The 19333-nt window shown below is 72.2% G+C and carries 14 protein-coding genes; 9 read left to right on the top strand and 5 right to left on the bottom strand.

Annotated elements, in window-relative coordinates; all coding sequences use genetic code 11:
- Nucleotides 1-33: 33 nt before the first annotated feature.
- Nucleotides 34-1110 (bottom strand): terpene cyclase, encoded by a 1077-nt coding sequence (locus ACIRJT_RS09655; protein WP_403906778.1) that lies wholly within the window; start codon nt 1108-1110, stop codon nt 34-36.
- A gap of 308 nt (nt 1111-1418) precedes the next feature.
- On the opposite strand from ACIRJT_RS09655, the gene ACIRJT_RS09650 reads away from it, so the two are divergent.
- The 9 genes from ACIRJT_RS09650 (at nt 1419) to ACIRJT_RS09610 (ending at nt 14876) form a co-directional block, all read left to right on the top strand.
- The gene (locus tag ACIRJT_RS09650) at nt 1419-2885 is read left to right on the top strand and encodes a GuaB1 family IMP dehydrogenase-related protein (protein ID WP_403906776.1); all 1467 of its coding nucleotides are present in this window, start codon (nt 1419-1421) and stop codon (nt 2883-2885) included.
- Nucleotides 2886-3051: 166 nt separating this feature from the next.
- Nucleotides 3052-4509 carry an aldehyde dehydrogenase family protein gene (locus tag ACIRJT_RS09645; protein ID WP_403906773.1) on the top strand — a complete coding sequence of 486 codons (1458 nt, stop codon included), beginning with the start codon at nt 3052-3054 and terminating at the stop codon, nt 4507-4509.
- Between the two features lie 140 nt (nt 4510-4649).
- Nucleotides 4650-5108 carry an Lrp/AsnC family transcriptional regulator gene (locus ACIRJT_RS09640; RefSeq protein WP_403906770.1) on the top strand — a complete coding sequence of 153 codons (459 nt, stop codon included), beginning with the start codon at nt 4650-4652 and terminating at the stop codon, nt 5106-5108.
- Nucleotides 5109-5312: 204 nt separating this feature from the next.
- Complete coding sequence (locus ACIRJT_RS09635) at nt 5313-6110, top strand: carbon-nitrogen hydrolase family protein (RefSeq protein ID WP_403906768.1); 798 nt, start codon at nt 5313-5315, stop codon at nt 6108-6110.
- Between the two features lie 52 nt (nt 6111-6162).
- Nucleotides 6163-7857: a flavin monoamine oxidase family protein gene (locus tag ACIRJT_RS09630; protein WP_403906765.1), complete on the top strand. Its 1695-nt coding sequence runs from the start codon at nt 6163-6165 to the stop codon at nt 7855-7857.
- Between the two features lie 163 nt (nt 7858-8020).
- On the top strand, nt 8021-8881 hold the full coding sequence (locus tag ACIRJT_RS09625) for an HpcH/HpaI aldolase/citrate lyase family protein (protein ID WP_403906762.1): 861 nt from the start codon (nt 8021-8023) through the stop codon (nt 8879-8881).
- Nucleotides 8882-9213: 332 nt separating this feature from the next.
- Entirely contained in the window at nt 9214-10650 is a 1437-nt protein-coding gene (locus ACIRJT_RS09620; protein ID WP_403906759.1) for an aminopeptidase P family protein, read from the top strand.
- A gap of 102 nt (nt 10651-10752) precedes the next feature.
- Nucleotides 10753-12195, top strand: coding sequence for an aminopeptidase P family protein (locus ACIRJT_RS09615; protein WP_403906757.1), 1443 nt, complete (start codon nt 10753-10755; stop codon nt 12193-12195).
- Nucleotides 12192-14876, top strand: a complete 2685-nt coding sequence (locus ACIRJT_RS09610) for a LuxR C-terminal-related transcriptional regulator (RefSeq protein ID WP_403906754.1) — start codon at nt 12192-12194, stop codon at nt 14874-14876. The genes ACIRJT_RS09615 and ACIRJT_RS09610 overlap by 4 nt, the downstream gene beginning before the upstream one ends.
- 90 nt (nt 14877-14966) lie before the next feature.
- Here the strand turns inward: ACIRJT_RS09610 and ACIRJT_RS09605 are convergent, their stop codons facing one another.
- From ACIRJT_RS09605 to ACIRJT_RS09590, 4 genes are all read right to left on the bottom strand, one after another.
- Nucleotides 14967-16319, bottom strand: coding sequence for a hypothetical protein (locus ACIRJT_RS09605; protein WP_403906751.1), 1353 nt, complete (start codon nt 16317-16319; stop codon nt 14967-14969).
- An 84-nt stretch (nt 16320-16403) separates the two neighbouring features.
- Nucleotides 16404-17639 carry an MDR family MFS transporter gene (locus ACIRJT_RS09600; protein ID WP_403906748.1) on the bottom strand — a complete coding sequence of 412 codons (1236 nt, stop codon included), beginning with the start codon at nt 17637-17639 and terminating at the stop codon, nt 16404-16406.
- Nucleotide 17640: 1 nt separating this feature from the next.
- Entirely contained in the window at nt 17641-19119 is a 1479-nt protein-coding gene (locus ACIRJT_RS09595; RefSeq protein WP_403906746.1) for an amidase, read from the bottom strand.
- On the bottom strand, nt 19112-19318 hold the full coding sequence (locus ACIRJT_RS09590) for a hypothetical protein (protein WP_403906743.1): 207 nt from the start codon (nt 19316-19318) through the stop codon (nt 19112-19114). The genes ACIRJT_RS09595 and ACIRJT_RS09590 overlap by 8 nt, the downstream gene beginning before the upstream one ends.
- Between the last annotated feature and the right edge of the window lie 15 nt (nt 19319-19333).

Raw genomic sequence — 19333 nt, 5'->3', positions numbered from 1 at the left:
CGGTGCACGGCCCTCGGTGCGTCCTACCCGCGTTCAGCCGGCCGGCGGGGCCTTGGCCACGCACGGGGCGGGAACCGCGGCCTCGGTGCGCGCGGACGGAACGCCCAGCACGGTCTCCTCCAGATACTCCTCGGGCTCCTCGTACTGACCCACGTCGGCGGGGTTGTAGCGCGGCGTCCGGCGGGACCAGTCCAGGTTGCCGCGCATCCAGCTGCGCATCCCGTCGAGGTAGGGCACCAGCATCCCGGACAGCTCCGGATACAGCTCCAGCAGCTCGTCCTCGGCGGTCAGGAACCGCTCGGTCTCGCTCGCGAGGCGCTCCGCGACGTGGTCCAGCGCCTGCTGCTCCCCGAAGCCCCGGTGGTGGCGTACCAGGTGGACGAGGTTGTGGATCTCGCCGAGCACCTGCTCCTTCTCGAAGGAGTACACGTCATTCGCCCAGCACACGTGGTTGCACGCGGCTTCCAGGGCGGTGATGAAGCGGGGGTCGTTGTGGATCGACTCGGGGGCGTCGATGCCCGCCACGATCTCTATGAGGTCCATGCAGACGTGGATGGCCCCGGTGTGCCGCCGCTTGGCGATGTACGTGTCCTCCGAGGGCACCACGTCCTCGGCGCGGTTCCCCGCCTCCCAGGTCGTGGCGGTCGTGAGGTAGGTGACCAGGTGCCAGGCGAACCGGGTCCGCCAGTGCGGGGCGGCGTTCGGCACCGTACGTTTCCACAGGTCGGCGAGGGCCGTCACGGCGGCCGGGGCGTTCTCTCCCGGCAGCGGCTCGGGGGCGGAGCCGTCGACCACCGCGCGCATCCGGTCGACGACGTCCCTCACCCGGTCGGGTGAGCGCCCGAGGTGGCCGTCGTCGAGCTGGTCGTCGACCAGGAAGAGCCAGACGAACCAGTCGGCCACCAGATCGAGGTTCTCCTCGTCGGCCGTCGGATAGACCATGCCGACGAACGCGCCGAAATCGGCCTGCTCGAATCGGTTCCTCGCGGACTTGCGGTGGACCAGACCCGTCCGTCTGGTCCAGCTGTCCAGATGCCCACGGGTGTGCGCCACGTGCGGGTTGGTCCGCTGCGGGAACGGGCAGTAGATGTCCGGCAGTTCGCTGTCCACAGGCGGATCGGGATCCTCTCCGGTCAAACGGTGTGCCCAGGGGTGCCGACGAGCCGGATCGACGTTTCGGACATCCACGGGACCTGCGGGTTTGAAGCTACCTGACCCCTTGTCACCCGGTCCAGGGATGGTGATCACGAATGATTCGAATCCTGTTCGGGTAGAGTCCGTGGGTAAGGCAGGTTCCACTTGCCCGGAGCCCCCGACCGCCTCATCGCGCCTCTTCGGAGGAAGAGACGAACGCGGGGGTCTTTTGTTGTGTCTTCGTGGAAACGACCTGCACCGTTTCGTATGAAAAAATGAGTGTTATGCGTTTTCTTGAGCCGGGCACCGGTCGCTACACAGAGTCCCCCGCGGTCCCGTACGACCTCACGTACGACGACGTCTTCATGGTCCCGGGCCGTTCCGCGGTCGGCTCCCGGCAGGGTGTGGACCTCTCGTCGCCCGACGGAACCGGCACCACCATTCCGCTCGTGGTCGCCAACATGACCGCCATCGCGGGCCGCCGGATGGCCGAAACCATCGCCCGCCGGGGCGGCCTCGTGGTCATCCCCCAGGACATCCCGATCGAGGTCGTCACCGACGTCATCTCCTGGGTCAAGACCCGCCACCTCGTCCTCGACACCCCGATCGAGCTGGCCCCCGGCCAGACCGTCGCCGACGCGCTGTCCCTGCTGCCCAAGCGGGCCCACGGCGCGGGCGTCGTGGTCGACGCCGACCGCCGTCCGGTGGGCGTCGTCACCGACCACGACCTCACGGGCGTCGACCGCTTCACCCAGCTCTCCGAGGTCATGTCCAAGGACCTGGTGCTGCTCGACGCGGACATCGACCCGCGCGACGCCTTCAACAAGCTCGACGGCGCCAACCGCAAGCTCGCCCCGGCGGTCGACGCGCAGGGACGCCTCGTCGGCATCCTCACCCGCAAGGCCGCCCTGCGCGCCACGCTCTACACCCCCGCCACCGACGCCGAGGGCAAGCTGCGCATCGCGGCCGCCGTCGGCATCAACGGCGACGTGGCGGGCAAGGCCAGGCAGCTCCTGGACGCGGGCGCCGACGTCCTCGTCGTGGACACGGCCCACGGCCACCAGGAATCCATGATCAGCGCGGTGAAGGCCGTCCGGGCCCTCGACCCCCGGGTGCCGATCGTCGCGGGCAACATCGTCGCCGCCGAGGGCGTGCGCGACCTGATCGAGGCGGGCGCGGACATCATCAAGGTCGGCGTCGGCCCCGGCGCCATGTGCACCACCCGGATGATGACCGGCGTCGGCCGCCCGCAGTTCTCCGCCGTTCTGGAGTGCGCCGCCGAGGCGAGGAAGCACGGCAAGCACGTCTGGGCGGACGGCGGCGTCCGCCACCCGCGCGACGTCGCGATGGCGCTCGCCGCCGGCGCGTCCAACGTGATGATCGGCTCCTGGTTCGCGGGGACGTACGAGTCGCCCGGCGACCTCCAGCAGTCCGCCGACGGCCGCTTCTACAAGGAGTCCTTCGGGATGGCCTCGGCCCGCGCCGTGAAGAACCGCACCTCGGACGAGTCCGCGTACGACCGCGCCCGCAAGGCGCTCTTCGAGGAGGGCATCTCCACCTCGCGGATGTTCCTCGACCCGACACGCCCGGGAGTCGAGGACCTCGTCGACTCGATCATCGCGGGTGTCCGCTCCTCCTGCACCTACGCCGGCGCCGGCTCCCTCGCGGAATTCGCCGAGAAGGCGGTCGTCGGCGTCCAGAGCGCCGCCGGTTACGCCGAGGGCAAGCCGCTCCACGCCAGCTGGAGTTGATCCCCGTATCACCGCAACGACCCTGCCCCCTCCGACACTTCGCGACGGAGGGGGCAGGGTCGTTTCCGGCCGTGCGGAGGTGGTCCGGGGGTGCGCTTCAACTTCGTTATTTGGTAAGTAATATGAAGCCCACTCAGCTACCCGCCTCTTAGCGGTAAGGGATCTCATGTCCTTCTTCACTGACCTGGCCCATCAGTACATCGACGGCGAGTGGAGGCCGGGGAAGGGGTCCTGGGACATCATCGACTTCAACCCGTTCGACGGGGAGAAGCTCGCCTCCATCCCGGTCGCCACCGCCGACGAGGTCGACCAGGCCTACCGCGCCGCCGAGCGCGCCCAGCAGGCATGGGCGGACACCAACCCGTACAGCAGGCGGGCGGTCCTGGAGAAGGCCCTGCACCTCGTCGAGGAGCGCGAGCCGGAGATCAGCGACGCGATCGTCGCCGAGCTCGGCGGCACCCGGCTGAAGGCCGCCTTCGAACTGCACCTGGCCAAGGAGTTCCTCCGCGAGGCGATCCAGCTGGCGCTGCGCCCCGCCGGACAGATCCTCCCCTCGCCGACCGAGGGCAAGGAGAACCGGGTCTACCGCGTGCCCGTCGGGGTCGTCGGCGTGATCAGCCCGTTCAACTTCCCCTTCCTGCTCTCCCTCAAGTCCGTCGCCCCCGCGCTGGCCCTCGGCAACGCCGTCGTCCTCAAGCCGCACCAGAACACCCCGATCTGCGGCGGCACCCTGCTGGCCAGGATCTTCGAGGACGCGGGGCTGCCCGCCGGGCTCCTGAACGTCGTGATCACCGACATCGCGGAGATCGGCGACACCCTGCTGGAGCACCCCGTGCCGCAGGTCATCTCCTTCACCGGCTCGGACAAGGTCGGCCGCCACGTCGCCACCGTCTGCGCCCGGAACCTCAAGCGCGCCGTCCTCGAACTCGGCGGCAACAGCGCCCTGATCGTGCTCGACGACGCGGACGTGGACTACGCCGTCGACGCGGCGGTCTTCAGCCGGTACGTCCACCAGGGCCAGGTCTGCATGGCCGCCAACCGCATCCTGGTCGACCGCGCCGTGGAGGCGGAGTTCACCGAGAAGTTCGTCGCCAAGGTCGCCTCGCTCACCGTCGGCGACCCCGCCGACCCGGCCACCCAGATCGGCCCGCTGATCAATTCCTCGCAGGCCGAGTCCATCTCCAAGCTCGTCGACCAGACCGTGGCGGCCGGGGCCACGGCCCTGCTGCACGGCCGCGCCGACGGCAACCTGGTCAGCCCCTCCGTGCTGACCGGCCTCGCCGCCGACTCGCCCGTCCTGCACCAGGAGATCTTCGGGCCCGTCGCCCTGCTGGTGCCCTTCGACGGCGAGGACGAGGCCGTCCGCATCGCCAACGACACCCCGTACGGCCTCAGCGGCGCCGTCCATACCGGCAACATCGAGCGCGGGGTGCGGGTCGGCCAGCGCATCCACACCGGCATGATCCACATCAACGACGGCACCGTCCACGACGAGCCGATCGTCCCCTTCGGCGGCGAGAAGAGCTCCGGCCTCGGCCGGCTGAACGGCGACTCCATGGTCGAGGCCTTCACCACCCAGAAGTGGATCTCCATCCAGCACGGCCGCTCGCGGTTCCCCTTCTGAGAACCCTCCCGCCCGGTTCCGGCCGGGCGGGGCCGCACCGCGCCGGGCACGCCCGCGACGGCGGCTCATGGTCTACTGCGGGAGGCGGCACGCTCCGCCTCCCGCAAGCCGACCCACCGCAGAGAAGTGAACCGCCCGACGTGCGCCTGAACGACCTCGACGAACGCATCGTCCACACCCTCGCCGAAGACGCCCGGCGCTCCTACGCCGACATCGGCGCGATCGTCGGCCTCTCCGCCCCCGCCGTGAAACGCCGCGTCGACCGGCTGCGGGCCGAGGGGGCGATCACCGGCTTCACCGTGCGGGTCGACCCGGCGGCGCTCGGCTGGGAGACCGAGGGCTTCATCGAGATCTACTGCAGCCGCAACACCTCCCCGGACGCCATCAAGCAGGGCCTCGCCCGCTACCCGGAGATCGTCTCGGCCTCGACGGTGACCGGGGAGGCGGACGCGGTGGTGCAGGTCTTCGCCGCCGACATGCGCCACTTCGAACAGGTCCTGGAGCGGATCGCGGGGGAGCCGTACGTCGAGCGCACCAAGTCCGTCCTGGTGCTCTCGCCGCTGCTGCGGCGGTATTCGGCGGGGGGCCCGCCCGCCTGAGGGCTGTCCTCGGCCTTCCCCGGCAGTGGCCCACATCACCCCGCTGACCTGCGATGACGCCGCACGCAACGATTCGTCGTGGCAGGCCCTGCCCACGCAACGAATCGACGGTCGGTGCGCAACACTCGCGCCTTGTCCGTGCCGATCCGGGCCGCGTACCTTCGATACGTCTCCCCACCCCGCCCGCACCGCCCGAGGTCAGCCATGCCGTCGTTGCGCACCGCCCTGCTCCAGAGCTCCGGACGCCCGGGCGCCGTCGCCGAGAACCTGAAGGCGCTGGACGAGGCCGCCGCACGGGCCGCCGAGGCGGGGGCCCGGCTGCTGGTCTCGCCCGAGCTCTTCCTCACCGGATACGCCATCGGCGACGCCGTCCCCGAACTGGCCGAGCCCGCCGACGGGCCCGGCGCCGGGGCCGTCGCCGAGATCGCCGTACGCCACGGCCTCGCCGTCCTCTACGGCTACCCGGAGCGCGACGGGGAGCGGATCTTCAACGCCTCCCAGCTCATCGGCCCCGACGGCGGGCGCCTCGCGAACTACCGCAAGACCCACCTGTTCGGCTGCTTCGAGCAGGAGTGGTTCACCCCCGGCGACCGGCCGGTCGTCCAGGCCGACCTCGACGGCATCCGCATCGGCCTGCTGATCTGCTACGACGTCGAGTTCCCCGAGAACGTCAGGGCGCACGCCCTGGCCGGCACCGATCTGCTGCTGGTGCCCACCGCGCAGATGCACCCCTTCCAGTTCGTCGCCGAATCCGTGATTCCCGTACGGGCCTTCGAGAGCCAGATGTACGTGGCGTACGTCAACCGCACCGGTCCGGAAGGCGAGTTCGAGTTCGTCGGGCTCAGCTGCCTGGCCGGACCCGACGGCACCGTGCGCACCCGCGCCGGACGCGGCGAGGAACTCGTCGTCGGCGAGGTGGACCCGGAGTTGCTGGCCGCCTCGCGCGCCGCCAACCCCTATCTGCACGACCGCCGCCCCGGCCTGTACGGCTCCCTCGCCTGAGCCCGCCCCGCCCCAGAGTCTTCAGAGTCATCGCGCAAGGAGTCCGTACCCCATGACGTCCACGGTGCCCAACGCCGTCCAGCACACCGACACGGCCGCCCCGCCGATCACCATGTTCGGGCCGGACTTCCCGTACGCGTACGACGACTTCCTCGCCCACCCGGCGGGCCTCGGGCAGATACCGGCGACCGAGCACGGCCAGGAGGTCGCCGTCATCGGCGGCGGACTCTCCGGGATCATCGCCGCCCACGAGCTGATGAAGATGGGCCTCAAGCCCGTCGTCTACGAGGCCGACCAGATCGGCGGCCGGCTGCGCACCGTCGGCTTCGACGGCTGCGACCCCTCGCTCACCGCCGAGATGGGCGCCATGCGCTTCCCGCCCTCCTCCACGGCGCTCCAGCACTACATCGACCTGGTGGGTCTCGAAACGCGGCCCTTCCCCAACCCGCTCTCCCCGGCCACGCCCTCGACCGTCGTGGACCTCAAGGGCGAGTCGCACTACGCCGAGACCATCGACGACCTGCCGCAGGTCTACCGCGACGTGGCCGCGGCCTGGAACGCCTGCCTGGAGGAGGGCGCCGACTTCTCCGACATGAACCGGGCGCTGCGGACGCGCGACGTGCCGCGCATCCGGGAGATCTGGTCGCGGCTCGTCGAGCGGTTCGACAACCAGACCTTCTACGGCTTCCTCTGCGACTCCGACGCCTTCAAGTCCTTCCGGCACCGCGAGATCTTCGGCCAGGTCGGCTTCGGCACCGGCGGCTGGGACACCGACTTCCCCAACTCCATCCTGGAGATCCTGCGCGTCGTCTACACCGAGGCCGACGACCACCACCGCGGCATCGTGGGCGGCAGCCAGCAGCTCCCGCTGCGCCTGTGGAACCGCGAGCCGCGGAAGATCGTCCACTGGCCGCTCGGCACCTCGCTGTCCTCCCTGCACGGCGGCGAGCCGCGCGGCGCCGTGACCCGGCTGACCCGTACCGCGGGCAACCGCATCACGGTCACCGACGCCACCGGCGACATCCGCACCTTCCGGGCCGCGGTCTTCACCGGCCAGTCCTGGCTGCTGCTCTCCAAGATCGACTGCGACGACGCGCTCTTCCCGATCGACCACTGGACGGCGATGGAGCGCACCCACTACATGGAGTCGTCCAAGCTGTTCGTCCCGGTCGACCGGCCGTTCTGGCTGGACAAGGACGAGACCACCGGCCGCGACGCCATGTCGATGACGCTCACCGACCGGATGACCCGGGGCACGTACCTCCTGGACGACGGGCCCGACAGGCCCGCCGTCATCTGCCTCTCCTACACGTGGTGCGACGACAGCCTGAAGTGGCTGCCGCTCTCCCCGAAGGAGCGCATGGAGGTCATGCTCAAGTCGCTCGGCGAGATCTACCCGAACGTCGACGTCCGGAGCCACATCATCGGCAACCCGGTCACCGTCTCCTGGGAGAACGAGCCCTGGTTCATGGGAGCGTTCAAGGCGAACCTGCCCGGCCACTACCGCTACCAGCGGCGGCTGTTCACCCACTTCATGCAGGACGCGCTGCCCGCCGACAAGCGGGGCCTGTTCCTGGCCGGCGACGACATCTCCTGGACGGCCGGCTGGGCCGAGGGCGCCGTGCAGACCGCGCTGAACGCCGTGTGGGGCGTCATGCACCAGTTCGGCGGGGCGACCGACGCGACCAACCCCGGACCCGGCGACGTCTTCGACGAGATCGCCCCGGTGGAGCTCCCGGAGGACTGACCGGAGGACTGGCGCGAGCCCCGGGGCGGGGCACCGCCCCGGGGCTCCTCGCGGCGGTGGGCGCACCGCGCCGCGCCGACGGGCGAGCCCCGAGGGGGGCGGATCCGACCCTCACCGAGCATGATGGCGCTCCTGAACCAGCCGTAGAGGAGAGGCCATCCGTATGAGCATGCCCGTGAGCCGGCTGGAAACGGCCCGCAGCCTGTTGTTCGTGCCCGGGGACCGGCCGGACCGGTTCGACAAGGCCGTCGCCACCGGAGCGGACGTGGTCATCCTCGACCTGGAGGACGCGGTCGCGGCGCCGGACAAGCGTCGCGCGCGTGATCACGCCGCCGTCTGGCTCGGCGCGGGCAACAGCGCCCTGGTCCGGATCAACGCGCCCGGCACGCCCTGGTGCGACGACGACCTCGCGATGGCCGCCGAGTGCGGCATGCCCGTGATGGTGCCCAAGGCCGAGGACCCGCTCGTGCTCGCGGGCCTGGCCTCCCGGGCGGGAGGGGTGCCGTTCCTGATCCCGCTGATCGAGACGGCGGCCGGGATCGAGCGGGCCGTGGAGGTGTGCGCCACCCCGGGCGCGGTCCGTGTCGCCCTCGGCAACGTGGACCTGGCCGGGCAGCTCGGAGTCGCTCACGACGACCACGTGGCACTCGCGTACGCCCGCTCCCGACTGGTCTCGGCCTCGGCCGCGACGGGGCGGTGTGCTCCGGTCGACGGTGTCACGACCGGTGTGCGGGATGTCGACGCGCTCGCCGCGGACATCGCCCACGGGCGCCGGCTCGGCTTCACCGGGAAGCTGTGCGTCCATCCCGCCCAAGTGCCCGTCGTGGCCGAGCGGTTCGGGCCGACCGCGAGCGAACGCGAGTGGGCCCGGGCCGTGGTCGCCGCGGGCGACTCCGTCACCGTGGTGGACGGACAGATGGTCGACAAGCCCCTGCTCGAACGCGCCCGCCGGATCCTCGCCGCCGACGGTGGCCGACCGGCCCAGACTCCACGAGGGCGGCCGGGCCCGCCCAGCGACAAATGACGCAAGAGCATCCGCGAGATTTCATACATGTGTATGACGTGGGGACGCAGGGCGGCTGCAAGAGTGCGGTTCACGGCAAGGAGCCTTACCGCCAGGGGAGTTGAGGTGGCCGGGCCGGCACCGCCCGGACCGTGCGGGGGCTGTGCCGAAGCAGCGCGGATGACCGGGCTCACCGCACGCCTCCGCCCACGCCCCGACTCAAGGCGTGTGCCCGGAAAGGCCGTTGCCGGTACGGGCGCGCTTCCTGGAGGATTTTCCGGTCGGTCCCCGGCGGGCATCGACTTCTGCGATCGAGAGGAACACGCGTGACGGATTCGCATCAGGAGGATGTCGTGGCTGGTGAGACGGATGAGAACAAGACGCGGAAGAACGGTCTGTACGTGGACGTGAGTGCCGAGCTGGCCGAGAACATGAAGCAGGGTTGGGCCGACACCGAGCGCCGCGACCTCGAACCCATCGCCCAGGCGGCGTACACCGCGCGCCGTCGGGCGGCGCTCTCCGCGCTGTTCCCCGGTGAACTGCTGGTGGTCCCGGCCGGCAACCCGAAGGTCCGTGCCAACGACACGGACTATCCGTTCCGCCCGTCCTCCGACTACGTCTACCTGACGGGTGACCAGTCCCAGGACTCCGTACTGGTCCTGGAGCCCGGTCCGGACGGCGGGCACCGGGCGGTCGCCTATCTGCTTCCCCGGTCGGACCGCGAGAACGGGGAGTTCTGGCGCGACTACCACGGTGAGCTCTGGGACGGCCGCCGCAACAGCCTCACCGAGAACGAGCGGCTCCTGGGCCTGCCCTGCCGTGATGTCCGCACGCTGACCGAGCGGCTCGCCGCGGCCACCGGCCCGGTCCGTCTGCTCCGCGCCTACGACGCCGGGGTCGACGCCGCCCTGGACGACAAGGTGACCGCCGAGCGCGACACCGAGTTCCGCGTCGCCCTGTCCGAGATGCGCCTGCTCAAGGACGAGTTCGAGATCGCCGACCTGCGCCACGCCTGTCAGGCGACGGCGCGTGGCTTCGAGGACGTGGTGCGCGTTCTCGGTACGGACACGCCGACCGCGGAGCGGGCCATCGAGGGCACCTTCTGGATGCGTGCGCGGACCGAGGGCAACGACGTGGGTTACGCGTCGGTCTGCGCCGCGGGAGCGCACGCCACGACGCTGCACTGGGTCCGCAACGACGGCGAGACCCGGCCGGGCGAACTGCTGCTGATCGACGCCGGAGTGGAGAGCCGCAATCTCTACACCGCCGATGTCACCCGCACGCTGCCGGTCGACGGCCGTTTCACACCGGTCCAGCGCAAGGTGTACGACGCGGTGTACGCGGCGCAGTCGGCCGGTATCGCCGCGGTCCGGCCCGGCGCGAAGTACCGGGACTTCCACCACGCCGCTCAGCGGGTGCTGACCGAGCACCTCGCCTCCTGGGGCCTGTTCGGTGAGCGGTCGGTGGACGAGGCGTACGAACTCGGGCTGTACCGCCGCTGGACGCTGGCCGGCACGGGCCACATGATCGGCCTGGACGTCCACGACTGCGCGAAGGCCCGTACCGAGCTGTACGTGGACGGGACGCTGGAGGCGGGCATGGTGCTCACCGTCGAGCCGGGCCTGTACTTCCAGTCGGACGACCTGACCGTGCCCGAGGAGCTCCGCGGCATCGGCGTGCGGATCGAGGACGATGTGCTGGTCACCGACGAGGGCAACGAGAACCTCTCGGCAGACCTTCCTCGGACGGCCGACGAAGTGGAGGCGTGGATGGCCCGGCTTCGCGGCTGACATCGGCCGCCGCGGCCCCTCGGGGCCGCGGCTCGAACAGGTGCGTTCTCCCGGTGGAGCGAGGGCGCGGTACCACGGAACGGTATGACGGGGAGGCGTGCGATGGAACGTCAGGACGGCTCGCGCGGAGCGCGGAGTCACGATCGTCGAGCACCGGCGGCGGTGGCGGAGGTCTTTCGGCAGGGGTGGGCGGACACGGACAGGAGGCTTCCGCCCGTCTCCGGAGCCGCATACGCGGCCAAGCGTCGTGCGGCGCTGTCGACGCGGTTCCCCGGAGAGCGGATCGTCGTCCCGTCGGGCGGGCTCAAGGCCCGCAGCAACGACTTCGACTACGCCTTCCGGCCGCATTCCGCGTACATCCACCTCACGGCCGAGCAGGGGACGGGCGCGGTGCCGGACAGTGTGCTCGTCTTCGAGCCCACCGGCAGCGGGCACGAGGTCACCCTGTTCACCCGGCCCCGCTCCCCGCGCGATGCCGGTCCCTCCGGGGCGGAGTTCTACAGCGACCGGCAGCACGGCGAGTTCTGGGTCGGGCGGCGCCGGACGCTCCGGGAGACGGCCGAGGCCCTCGGCGTCGAGGCGGTCGCCCGGGAGGGGCTGGAGCGGGCACTCGCCGGTGACGTCCCGACCCGGGTGGTGCGCGGCGAGGACGCGCTCGTCGACGCGACCGTCCCGCCGTCCGCACCGGCCGACGCCGAGCTGCTCGCCTTCCTCTCCGAGTCACGGCTGGTCAAGGACGCGTGGGAGATCGAGCAGCTGCGCGCCGCCGTGGGGCACACGGTCGCCGGTTTCCACGACGTCGCCGGTGAACTGCCCCACGCCACACGCCTCGCACGCGGGGAGCGGTGGGTGGAGGGCACCTTCAACCGGCGGGCCCGGCTGGAGGGTTACGGACTGGGGTTCGAGACCATCGCGGCGGCCGGCGCGCACGCGTGCGTGCTCCACTGGATGCACAACGACGGCCCGGTGCGGGAGGGGGAGCTGCTCCTGCTGGACGCGGGCGTCGAGGCCGACTCGTTCTACACCGGGGACGTCACCCGGACCCTGCCGGTCGGCGGGCGCTTCTCGGATGTGCAGCGCCGCGTCTACGACCTGGTGTTCGCCGCCCAGTCGGCGGGCATCGCCGCCCTGCGGCCCGGAGCACCGTACGGCGCCTTCCACGACGCCGCGACGCGGGTCATCGCCGAGGGGCTCGACGCCTGGGGTCTGCGGCCCGGCGGCGCCGCGATCCCGCACGAGTCCGACCTCTACCGTCGGTACACCGTGTGCGGTACGGGCCACATGCTCGGCCTCGACTGCCACGACTGCGCCGCCGCCCGCAGCGAGACGTATCTGGGCGGTGTGCTGGAGGAGGGGCATGTCCTCACCGTCGAGCCGGGGCTGTACTTCCAGCCCGACGACCTGACGATCCCCGAGGAACTGCGCGGCATCGGCGTGCGGATCGAGGACGACTTCGTCATCACCGCCGACGGCGCGCTGTGTCTGTCGTCGGGTCTGCCCCGCGACGCGGACGCGGTCGAGGCGTGGATGGACGCGTTGCGGTGAGGGCGCGCCGCCCGCTGGTCGACCAGGTCTCCGGTGAGCTGCGGCAGGCAGGTGCGGTGGCGGTGGTCGGACCCACCGGTTTCGGCAAGTCCGCGGTGCTGGACGCGGTGTGCGCGGGGTGGCAGTCCTCCGGGGACCCGGTGGTCAGGCTCAGCTCGGCACCCGCCGACGCGCACCTGCCGTACGTACCCCTGGTGGATCTGTTCACCGTGTGCCCGGCGGACGTGAGCGGCGACCTGCCGGACGTCCAGCGATCGACGATCGACTGGGTGCTGCGCCGGGTCACCGGGCCCCCGCCCGACCCCGCGATCCTCCGGGTCACGGTCCTGTCGTGCCTCCAGACGTGGGGGCGCAGGGCCCGGCTGCTGTTGGCCGCCGACGACATGCACTGGTGGGGCCCGGACAGCCTGGACGTCTTCGGCTTCGCGGCACGCCGCAGCCGCGGCAGTGTGTCGCTGCTGGCGGCGCTGCGGCCCGACGGCCCGCTGCCGCACGACGTCCTCGGCGGTGACGCGGTGGAGATCGCGGTCCCCGCGCTCAGCCCGCACGAGTCGGCAGCCGTCGTGCGGTCCTTCGGGATTCCCCTGCGGACCGCCGCGCGTATCCACACGGCGACGGGCGGCAACCCCCGTCTGGTGTCGGACATCGCCGCCGGACTGGCCCGGGCCGGGGCACCGGCGGCCCTGGACGTACAGCCGTTGGCCCCGCACGCGCGCAAGGCCCTGCGGGCCTGGCTGGCGGGGCTCGCGGCCCCCGTGCACTGGGTGCTGCTCCTCGCGGCGCTGGCGGCCGACCCCTCGCTCGACACCGTCCGCCGGGCCGCGGGACCGTCCGCCGACGCGGCCCTCGCGGACGCCGAGGCCGCCGGGCTGATCCGGGTGGCCGGCACCGTGTGCTTCCCGGCCCCGGTCGTACGCGAGTGCCTCCTCGCCGAGGCCAGCGGCGAGGCGGTGCGCCAGGCACATCTCGCCCTGGCCGCCGCCGCGTCCGAGGACGACGACCGCGTCTGGCACGAGGCATCCGCCCTGACCTCGGCCGAGCTTCCCGCGCGGCTGGTTCCCACCCTGGCCGACGCCGCCACCGCCGCACGGGAGAGCGGTGACCACACCCGGGCAGCCGAGTTCGGCCTGCTGGCGGGCGGCCGGGCCAGCGGCGCCCGGCACGACCTGCTGATCGCCGCCGCCCGGGACGCCGAGGCGGCCGGGCGGTTCGACCTGGCCTGCACGGCGTTGGAGCAGCTGGACCGCAGGCGGGCCGTGCCCGCTGCCCGCGCCCAGGCGCGGCTCGCCGTCGCCGACGCCGCCGGCCGGGGCGCCGCGCTGGTGGAGCGGATGGCGGCGCGGGCCCTGTCCGAGGCACTGGCCGCCGACGATCACGCGCTGGCCTCGGCGGCGCACCTGCGTCTCGCCCGGAGCCTGGGCGCCAACCGGGGCTACCACGCCGAGGCGCTGACGCACGCCCGCTCGGCCGCCGAACTGGCCGAGCGGGCCGGCGACGCGGCGATCCACTCCGCGGCCCTGGCCCTGACCGCCCGGATCGAGCAGGCCCGCGGTTCGCCGGGCCAGGCCGAGCTGCTCCGGCGTGCCCTGGCGACGGGCACGCCGGCCGGCGCCGGCCGGACCCCCGGGGAGCCACGCCGTGTCGGCGTCGCGTTCGCCCTGCTCGACGACCGGTTGGACGAGGCAGGGCGGCTGTTGGACGAGATGCGCCCGCCGGACTGCCCCGCCGACCGGCTCTGGGTGCTCAGCCGCGCCGTCCGGATCCACGCCCACCGCGGCGAGGGCCAGCTCGCCCGCGAGGAGGCGCACCGGCTGCTGGCGCTCACTCGTGACCTGGGCACCTCGCCCGGCCCGCCGTGGTACGCGGCGGCGGTCGCCGAGCTCGCCGGTGGGACCCTGGAGCAGGCGCTCGCTTACGCGGACCTCGGTCTGACGGCCTCGCAGGAGGACGAGGACACCGTCTTCGCCACGCACTGTCTGCACCTGTCCGGTATGACCCGGCTGCTGCTGCGGGACGCGGGCGGCGCCCTGGCCGATCTGCTCAGGGTCCGGGACCTGGTGCAGGACCTGGGTATCGCGGACCCCGCGGAGATCCGCTACGACGCCGATCTGGCCGAGGCGCTGGTCGCCGCCGGAGACCTGCCGGCCGCCCTGCGGACGGTCGCCGACGCCCGGTGCCGGGCCGAGGAGCTGGGACGGCGCGGAGTCCTGGCCTCGCTGGACAGGGCCGAGGCGCTGTGCCACGCGGCAGCGGGCGACCACGCGTCGGCCGAGAAGCTGGTCGGCCGCGCCCTGCGCACCTTCGAACGGCTCGGATACCCGTTGCAGTGCGGCCGGGTGCTGCTGGCGTACTCGTCCGTCGAGCAGCGGCACCGGCGCCCGGCCCGGGCCAGGGAGCTCCGGGCGGCGGCCGACGCGGTGTTCCGCAGGGCCGGCGCGCCGCTGTGGGAGCCGGAGCCGAACCGGGTGCGGTCCTGGCCGGCCGGTCTGACGGACGCGGAGCGGCGGATCGCCGAGCTGGTCACCGAAGGGCGCGGCAACCGCGACATCGCGGCCGCCCTGTACGTCAGCGTCAAGACCGTGGAGGCGGCCCTCACCCGGATCTACCGCAAGCTGGAGGTGCGGTCGCGGGTCCAGCTGACGGCGCTCGTCCAGAAGAGCGCCCACCCCGAGCGGCGGTGACCGGGTCGTCCGGCAGGAGGTCCGGCCGGGACCGGCCCCCCGGCGGAATCCGCCGGCGGTTCCGGCCCGGACACGGTGCGGACGCCCGGGTCAGCCCGCGTGCCAGCCGACGGACCCCAGGATGCTCGATCCCGCTGCCCGCGGTGCGGAGCCGCCCGGCGCCGGTACGTCGTAGCGCACCCCGCATCCGGTCATGCGCCCGCCCATGAACAGGGGGCCGAACACCGCGCGCGTCGAGATGCCGAGGTACTCGCCCCGGTCGCAGTCGAGGACGTCCGCGTGGATCTCGGTGCTGTGGACGGTCTCCTGCGCTATCCAGGTGCCGGCCTCGCGGGCCTTGGCGATGACGTCCTCCCAGGTGGACGCGTCGGTCAGGGCGCCGACGTGGACGTCGAAGTTCTGGTCGCCGTCGGAGCGCTTCAGGACGAAGTCCGCTCGCCGTCCGCGCAGCAGTTCGTCCAGCTTCCAGGACGCGCCCCGGTATTCGACGGTCTCCTCCCGGACGGAGCGCGACCAGGGGATGTACCGCCGCACGAACTCCCGGTCCCGTTCGCTCATCCAGTCCTGCCCCTGGGACAGCAGGGCGAAGAGCTGCTTGTTCGCCGCCTGGTAGGAACTCTGCGGCGTCAGCACCGCGGCGCCGCACTTCCTGACCGTCAGCAGCGGTCCGAGCTCTCGGCCCGCGTCGATCCACTCCTGCGGCACGGTCCGCTCCAGGACCAGGGGGAACTCGCCCGCGCGGGAGCCGAGGGCGTCGATGAACTCCTCCGTCTCGAAGTACTCCGCCCTGATGCCCGACTTCCGCAGGGCGTCGGCCTCGATCTCGTAGTACCGCCGATTTCCCCCGGAGTCGGAGAGGAAGACGTCCGGGAGATGGCCGACGAGCGCGACGTGCGGCTCCAGACCGAGGTCGTCGAGGACGGTGCGCAGCATGTCCCCGCGTGTCTTGAGCGGATCGGCGAGCGTGAGGGTGCTCAGGACGTCGTCGGGCAGGAGCTGCCGCCACAGCTCGTTGAGGAGGTGGACGTAGACCTGACCGCCGGTGGACGAGCAGAAGTTGAACTCGATGAACTTCCAGCCGGCGTCGGTGAGGATCACGTCGGGCCGGCCCATGACCGTCGCGTAGGCGTTCTCGAACTCCTCGTCCCCGTAGAACTCCGTCAGCCGTTCGTCCAGGCCCAGCGCCCGGTGCCGGGAGACGCAGTCGTCGCCCAGGTGGTGCACCGCCCGCCGCAGCAGGTCGGCCAAGTAGGCGATCGCGTCCTCCAGTTCGGCGCCCCGCGCCGCGGGCAGGACGACGGGGCCGGCCGGGGCGATCCGGTCGAACCAGAAGGTCCTGAAGCCCCGGAACTGGTGGTCGAACGCGTTGAGAAGCCTGCGGGGGTCCGTCACACGCGGCCCCCGCGAGGCCGCTGCCCGTCGGGTCGTCGAGGTGTCTTCCATGTCTTTCCACTCCTGCTAGAAGGCTGTGCGGACTAGAAGGCTGTGCGGACTAGGGGGCCTGTGCTGGCTGGGGGCCTGCGTGGCCTAATGGACCTGCGTGGACCGCAGGGCCCGTGCGGACCCGGGAGCGTCGTCCTTCCCGCGGCGCGGCCGCAGCAACGCGACGTAACCGACGGCCGCGAGCGCGCCGATCACCGCGCAACCCGCCCAGAGGGTGTCCGTGCCGTGGGCGTCGATGATCAGACCGCTCGTCAGCGGTGCCACGAAGCCGCCGATGGCCCAGGTCAGGACCATCACGCCCTCGTAGCGGCCGCGTGCGTGCTCCGGAGCCATGGCGGGGACCTGCGCCTCGCCGGTGGGCACGTAGGCGATCTCACCGAGGGTGTAGACGACGGCGGCGCAGCAGTACAGCAGCACGGTGCCGGCGTGTCCGTTGAGCACCGAACTGAGCGCGATCAGCAGCGCCCCGGAGGCGAGCACCCAACCGGCGGGCCGGTGCTGGGTGAAGCGGGTGACGGCGAGCTGCAGAGTGACGATCATGACGCCGTTGACCCCGGCCACGATGCCGTAGTCCGCGGTGGACAGGCCGGATTCGGCGATGGACAGCGGCAGTGCCAGGTGCCGCTGCGTGAAGACGGTGACCACCAGGAGGTTCAGTCCGGCCAGACACATGAACCGGCGGTCGCGGACCACGGCGGCCAGGGACGTGCGCGGGGCCGCCTCCGCGGACGGTTCCGTGCGGACCTTCGCCGGCAGGGTCTCGGGAATCCGCCGGAAGACCAGCACCGCGCACAGCAGGGTGCTGGCGGCGTCCACCACGAACAGGGTCAGGTAGCCGAAGGCGGCGAGGGTGCCCGCCGACAGGGCGGAGACGGAGAATCCGAGGTTGAGCGCCCAGTAGTTGAGCGAGTAGGCCCGGGGCCGGGACTCCTCGGGGACCAGGTCCGCGAGCATCGCGCCGATCGCGGGCTGCGACACCTTCAGCGCGACGCCCAGCACGGTGACACAGACCGCGATCATCACGGGCTGTTCGGCGAGTCCCAGGGCGAGGGTGAAGGCGGCGGCGCCCAGTTGCCCGGTGAGCAGCGTGGGCCGCCTGCCCCACCGGTCGCTGAGCGATCCGCCGATCAGCGATCCGGCTATCCCGCCGAGTCCGTACAACGAGATCACCAGGCCCGCGTACGTGGCGGAGTAGCCACGCTCCACGGCGAGGTAGAGGGAGAGGAACGGCATGACGAACAGGCCGAACCGGTTCACCAGCGTCGCGGTCCACAGCCACCAGAAGCCGGCGGGGAGCGGGGGGCGGGTGCGGTCGTTCACCTCAGCCCTTCTGCCGACCCGGCACCGGACGGGTGTCCCGTCGGCCGAACTCTGCTTCCAGGGCGAGGCCGGCCCGGAACAGGCTCGCCTCGCCGTAGGCGGGCCCGACGAGCTGCACACCGATGGGCAGACCGTTGTCGGCGAACCCGAGGGGCAGGGACATCGCGGGGTGCCCGGTGACGGCGAACGGGATGGTCTGCATGTCGTTGGCCAGCTTCGGCGGGGGCCAGTCGGCGCCGAAGGCGTCGACCCGGGCCGCGGTGGTCTGACCGCACGCCGTGATCAGCAGGTCGTGGGAGGCGAAGACCCGCCGGTCGAGCGCCGCGGCGAGGCTGTCGCGGACCTGGCGGGCCCGCTGGAGCTCGTCGGCGGTGACCCCCGCGCCGGGCATCAGTTTCTGGTAGGTGTAGCGGCCGAAGGACCGTGGCGCGCGGCGCAGGTTCTCCTGGTGCACGGCGAACCCCTCCGCCATCAGGATGACCCGGCCGCAGGCGTCGAACAGCTCGTACGGCGGCAGCTCGCACTCCTCGACGACGGCGCCGAGCCGGTCGAGGTGGGCCAGGGCCCGGTCGATGCTCTCGGTGATCTCCGGAAGGGTCCCCGGGTCCGACGCGTACCAGGCCTTGGAGTACGCCACGCGCAGCCCGCGGACCTCCCCGCTCAGCGAGCCGAGGAAGTCGGGCGCCGGCGCCTCGCGGGTGCGCGGGTCCCTGGGGTCGGGGCCCGCGACCACCTGGAGGGCGGCGGCCGCGTCGGCCACGGTCCAGGCGAGGGGCCCGAAGTGGTCCATGGTGGGCGCCAGCGGGGTGGCGCCGTGGCCCGAGACGCTGCCGTAGGTGGGCTTGAGGCCGACGGCCCCGCAGTGGAACGCCGGGCCGCGCAGCGAGCCGGCGGTGTCGGACCCGAAGGCGACGCGGAGGAACCCGGCCGCCACCGCGGCGCCCGCTCCCGACGAGGAGCCGCTGGGGATGTGCTCGCGGTTCCAGGGGTTGCCCGCCGGCGGGAAGGGCAGGTCCGTGCTCGGTCCGCCGAACGCGAACTCGTAGGTGGCCAGCTTGCCCAGCAGCACCGCGCCGCCGGCCCGCAGCCGGGCCTCCACGGTGCTGTCCTCGGTGGCGAGGTCGGTGAGGGTCAGCCGCGAGTGGTTGGTGGTGGGCAGGCCCTCGGCGGCGAGGATGTCCTTCAGCGCGTACGGGATGCCGTGCAGCGGTCCGCGGTCGACGCCGTCGCGCAGCTCCCGGTCCGCCCGTACCGCGCGCCGCAGCGCGAGGTCACGGGTGACCAGGACGAACGCGTGCAGCTCGCCGTCGTACGCGTCGATCAGGCTCAGCGCGTGCTCCACCAGCTCCACCGATGTGAGGGTTCCGGCGCGCAGCCGCGCCCCGGCCTCCGCCACGGACAGCCCGGACAGGCCGGGAGCTTCGCGCGCTTCGGGTATTCCGGGCCGTGGGCCCGGCCGGGCGGGGGCGGTGTCAGACATCGGTGATCTCCACGTCCCGCAGCAGTCGGTTCATCGCGCGCAGCGAGCGGTGTCCGGCCAGGACTCCGGGCGCCAGGTCCGGCGGCATCTCGATGCCGAGGCGGGCGAGAGCCGCGTCGAACTCCCGGTCGGCGGCCGCGCCCGACGGTTCTCCGCCCTCGTGCGACCCCGTGGTCTCTTCCGTGCCGACGTGTGCCACGTACGGTCGTCCTTT

The organism is Streptomyces sp. NPDC102283 (genome assembly GCF_044766265.1).
In the GTDB taxonomy this organism is placed as follows: Bacteria; Actinomycetota; Actinomycetes; order Streptomycetales; family Streptomycetaceae; genus Streptomyces.
Note: the sequence above shows the minus strand (reverse complement) of the source record. Positions and strands in the feature narration are given on the sequence as shown.

Excerpts from the sequence above, each read along its gene's own strand:
- ACIRJT_RS09595 (WP_403906746.1), bottom strand. The coding sequence starts at position 19,119 with ATGTCTGACACCGCCCCCGCCCGGCCGGGCCCACGGCCCGGAATACCC.
- ACIRJT_RS09605 (WP_403906751.1), bottom strand. The coding sequence starts at position 16,319 with ATGGAAGACACCTCGACGACCCGACGGGCAGCGGCCTCGCGGGGGCCG.
- ACIRJT_RS09625 (WP_403906762.1), top strand. The coding sequence starts at position 8,021 with ATGAGCATGCCCGTGAGCCGGCTGGAAACGGCCCGCAGCCTGTTGTTC.
- ACIRJT_RS09630 (WP_403906765.1), top strand. The coding sequence starts at position 6,163 with ATGACGTCCACGGTGCCCAACGCCGTCCAGCACACCGACACGGCCGCC.
- ACIRJT_RS09615 (WP_403906757.1), top strand. The coding sequence starts at position 10,753 with ATGGAACGTCAGGACGGCTCGCGCGGAGCGCGGAGTCACGATCGTCGA.
- ACIRJT_RS09650 (WP_403906776.1), top strand. The coding sequence starts at position 1,419 with ATGCGTTTTCTTGAGCCGGGCACCGGTCGCTACACAGAGTCCCCCGCG.
- ACIRJT_RS09635 (WP_403906768.1), top strand. The coding sequence starts at position 5,313 with ATGCCGTCGTTGCGCACCGCCCTGCTCCAGAGCTCCGGACGCCCGGGC.
- ACIRJT_RS09645 (WP_403906773.1), top strand. The coding sequence starts at position 3,052 with ATGTCCTTCTTCACTGACCTGGCCCATCAGTACATCGACGGCGAGTGG.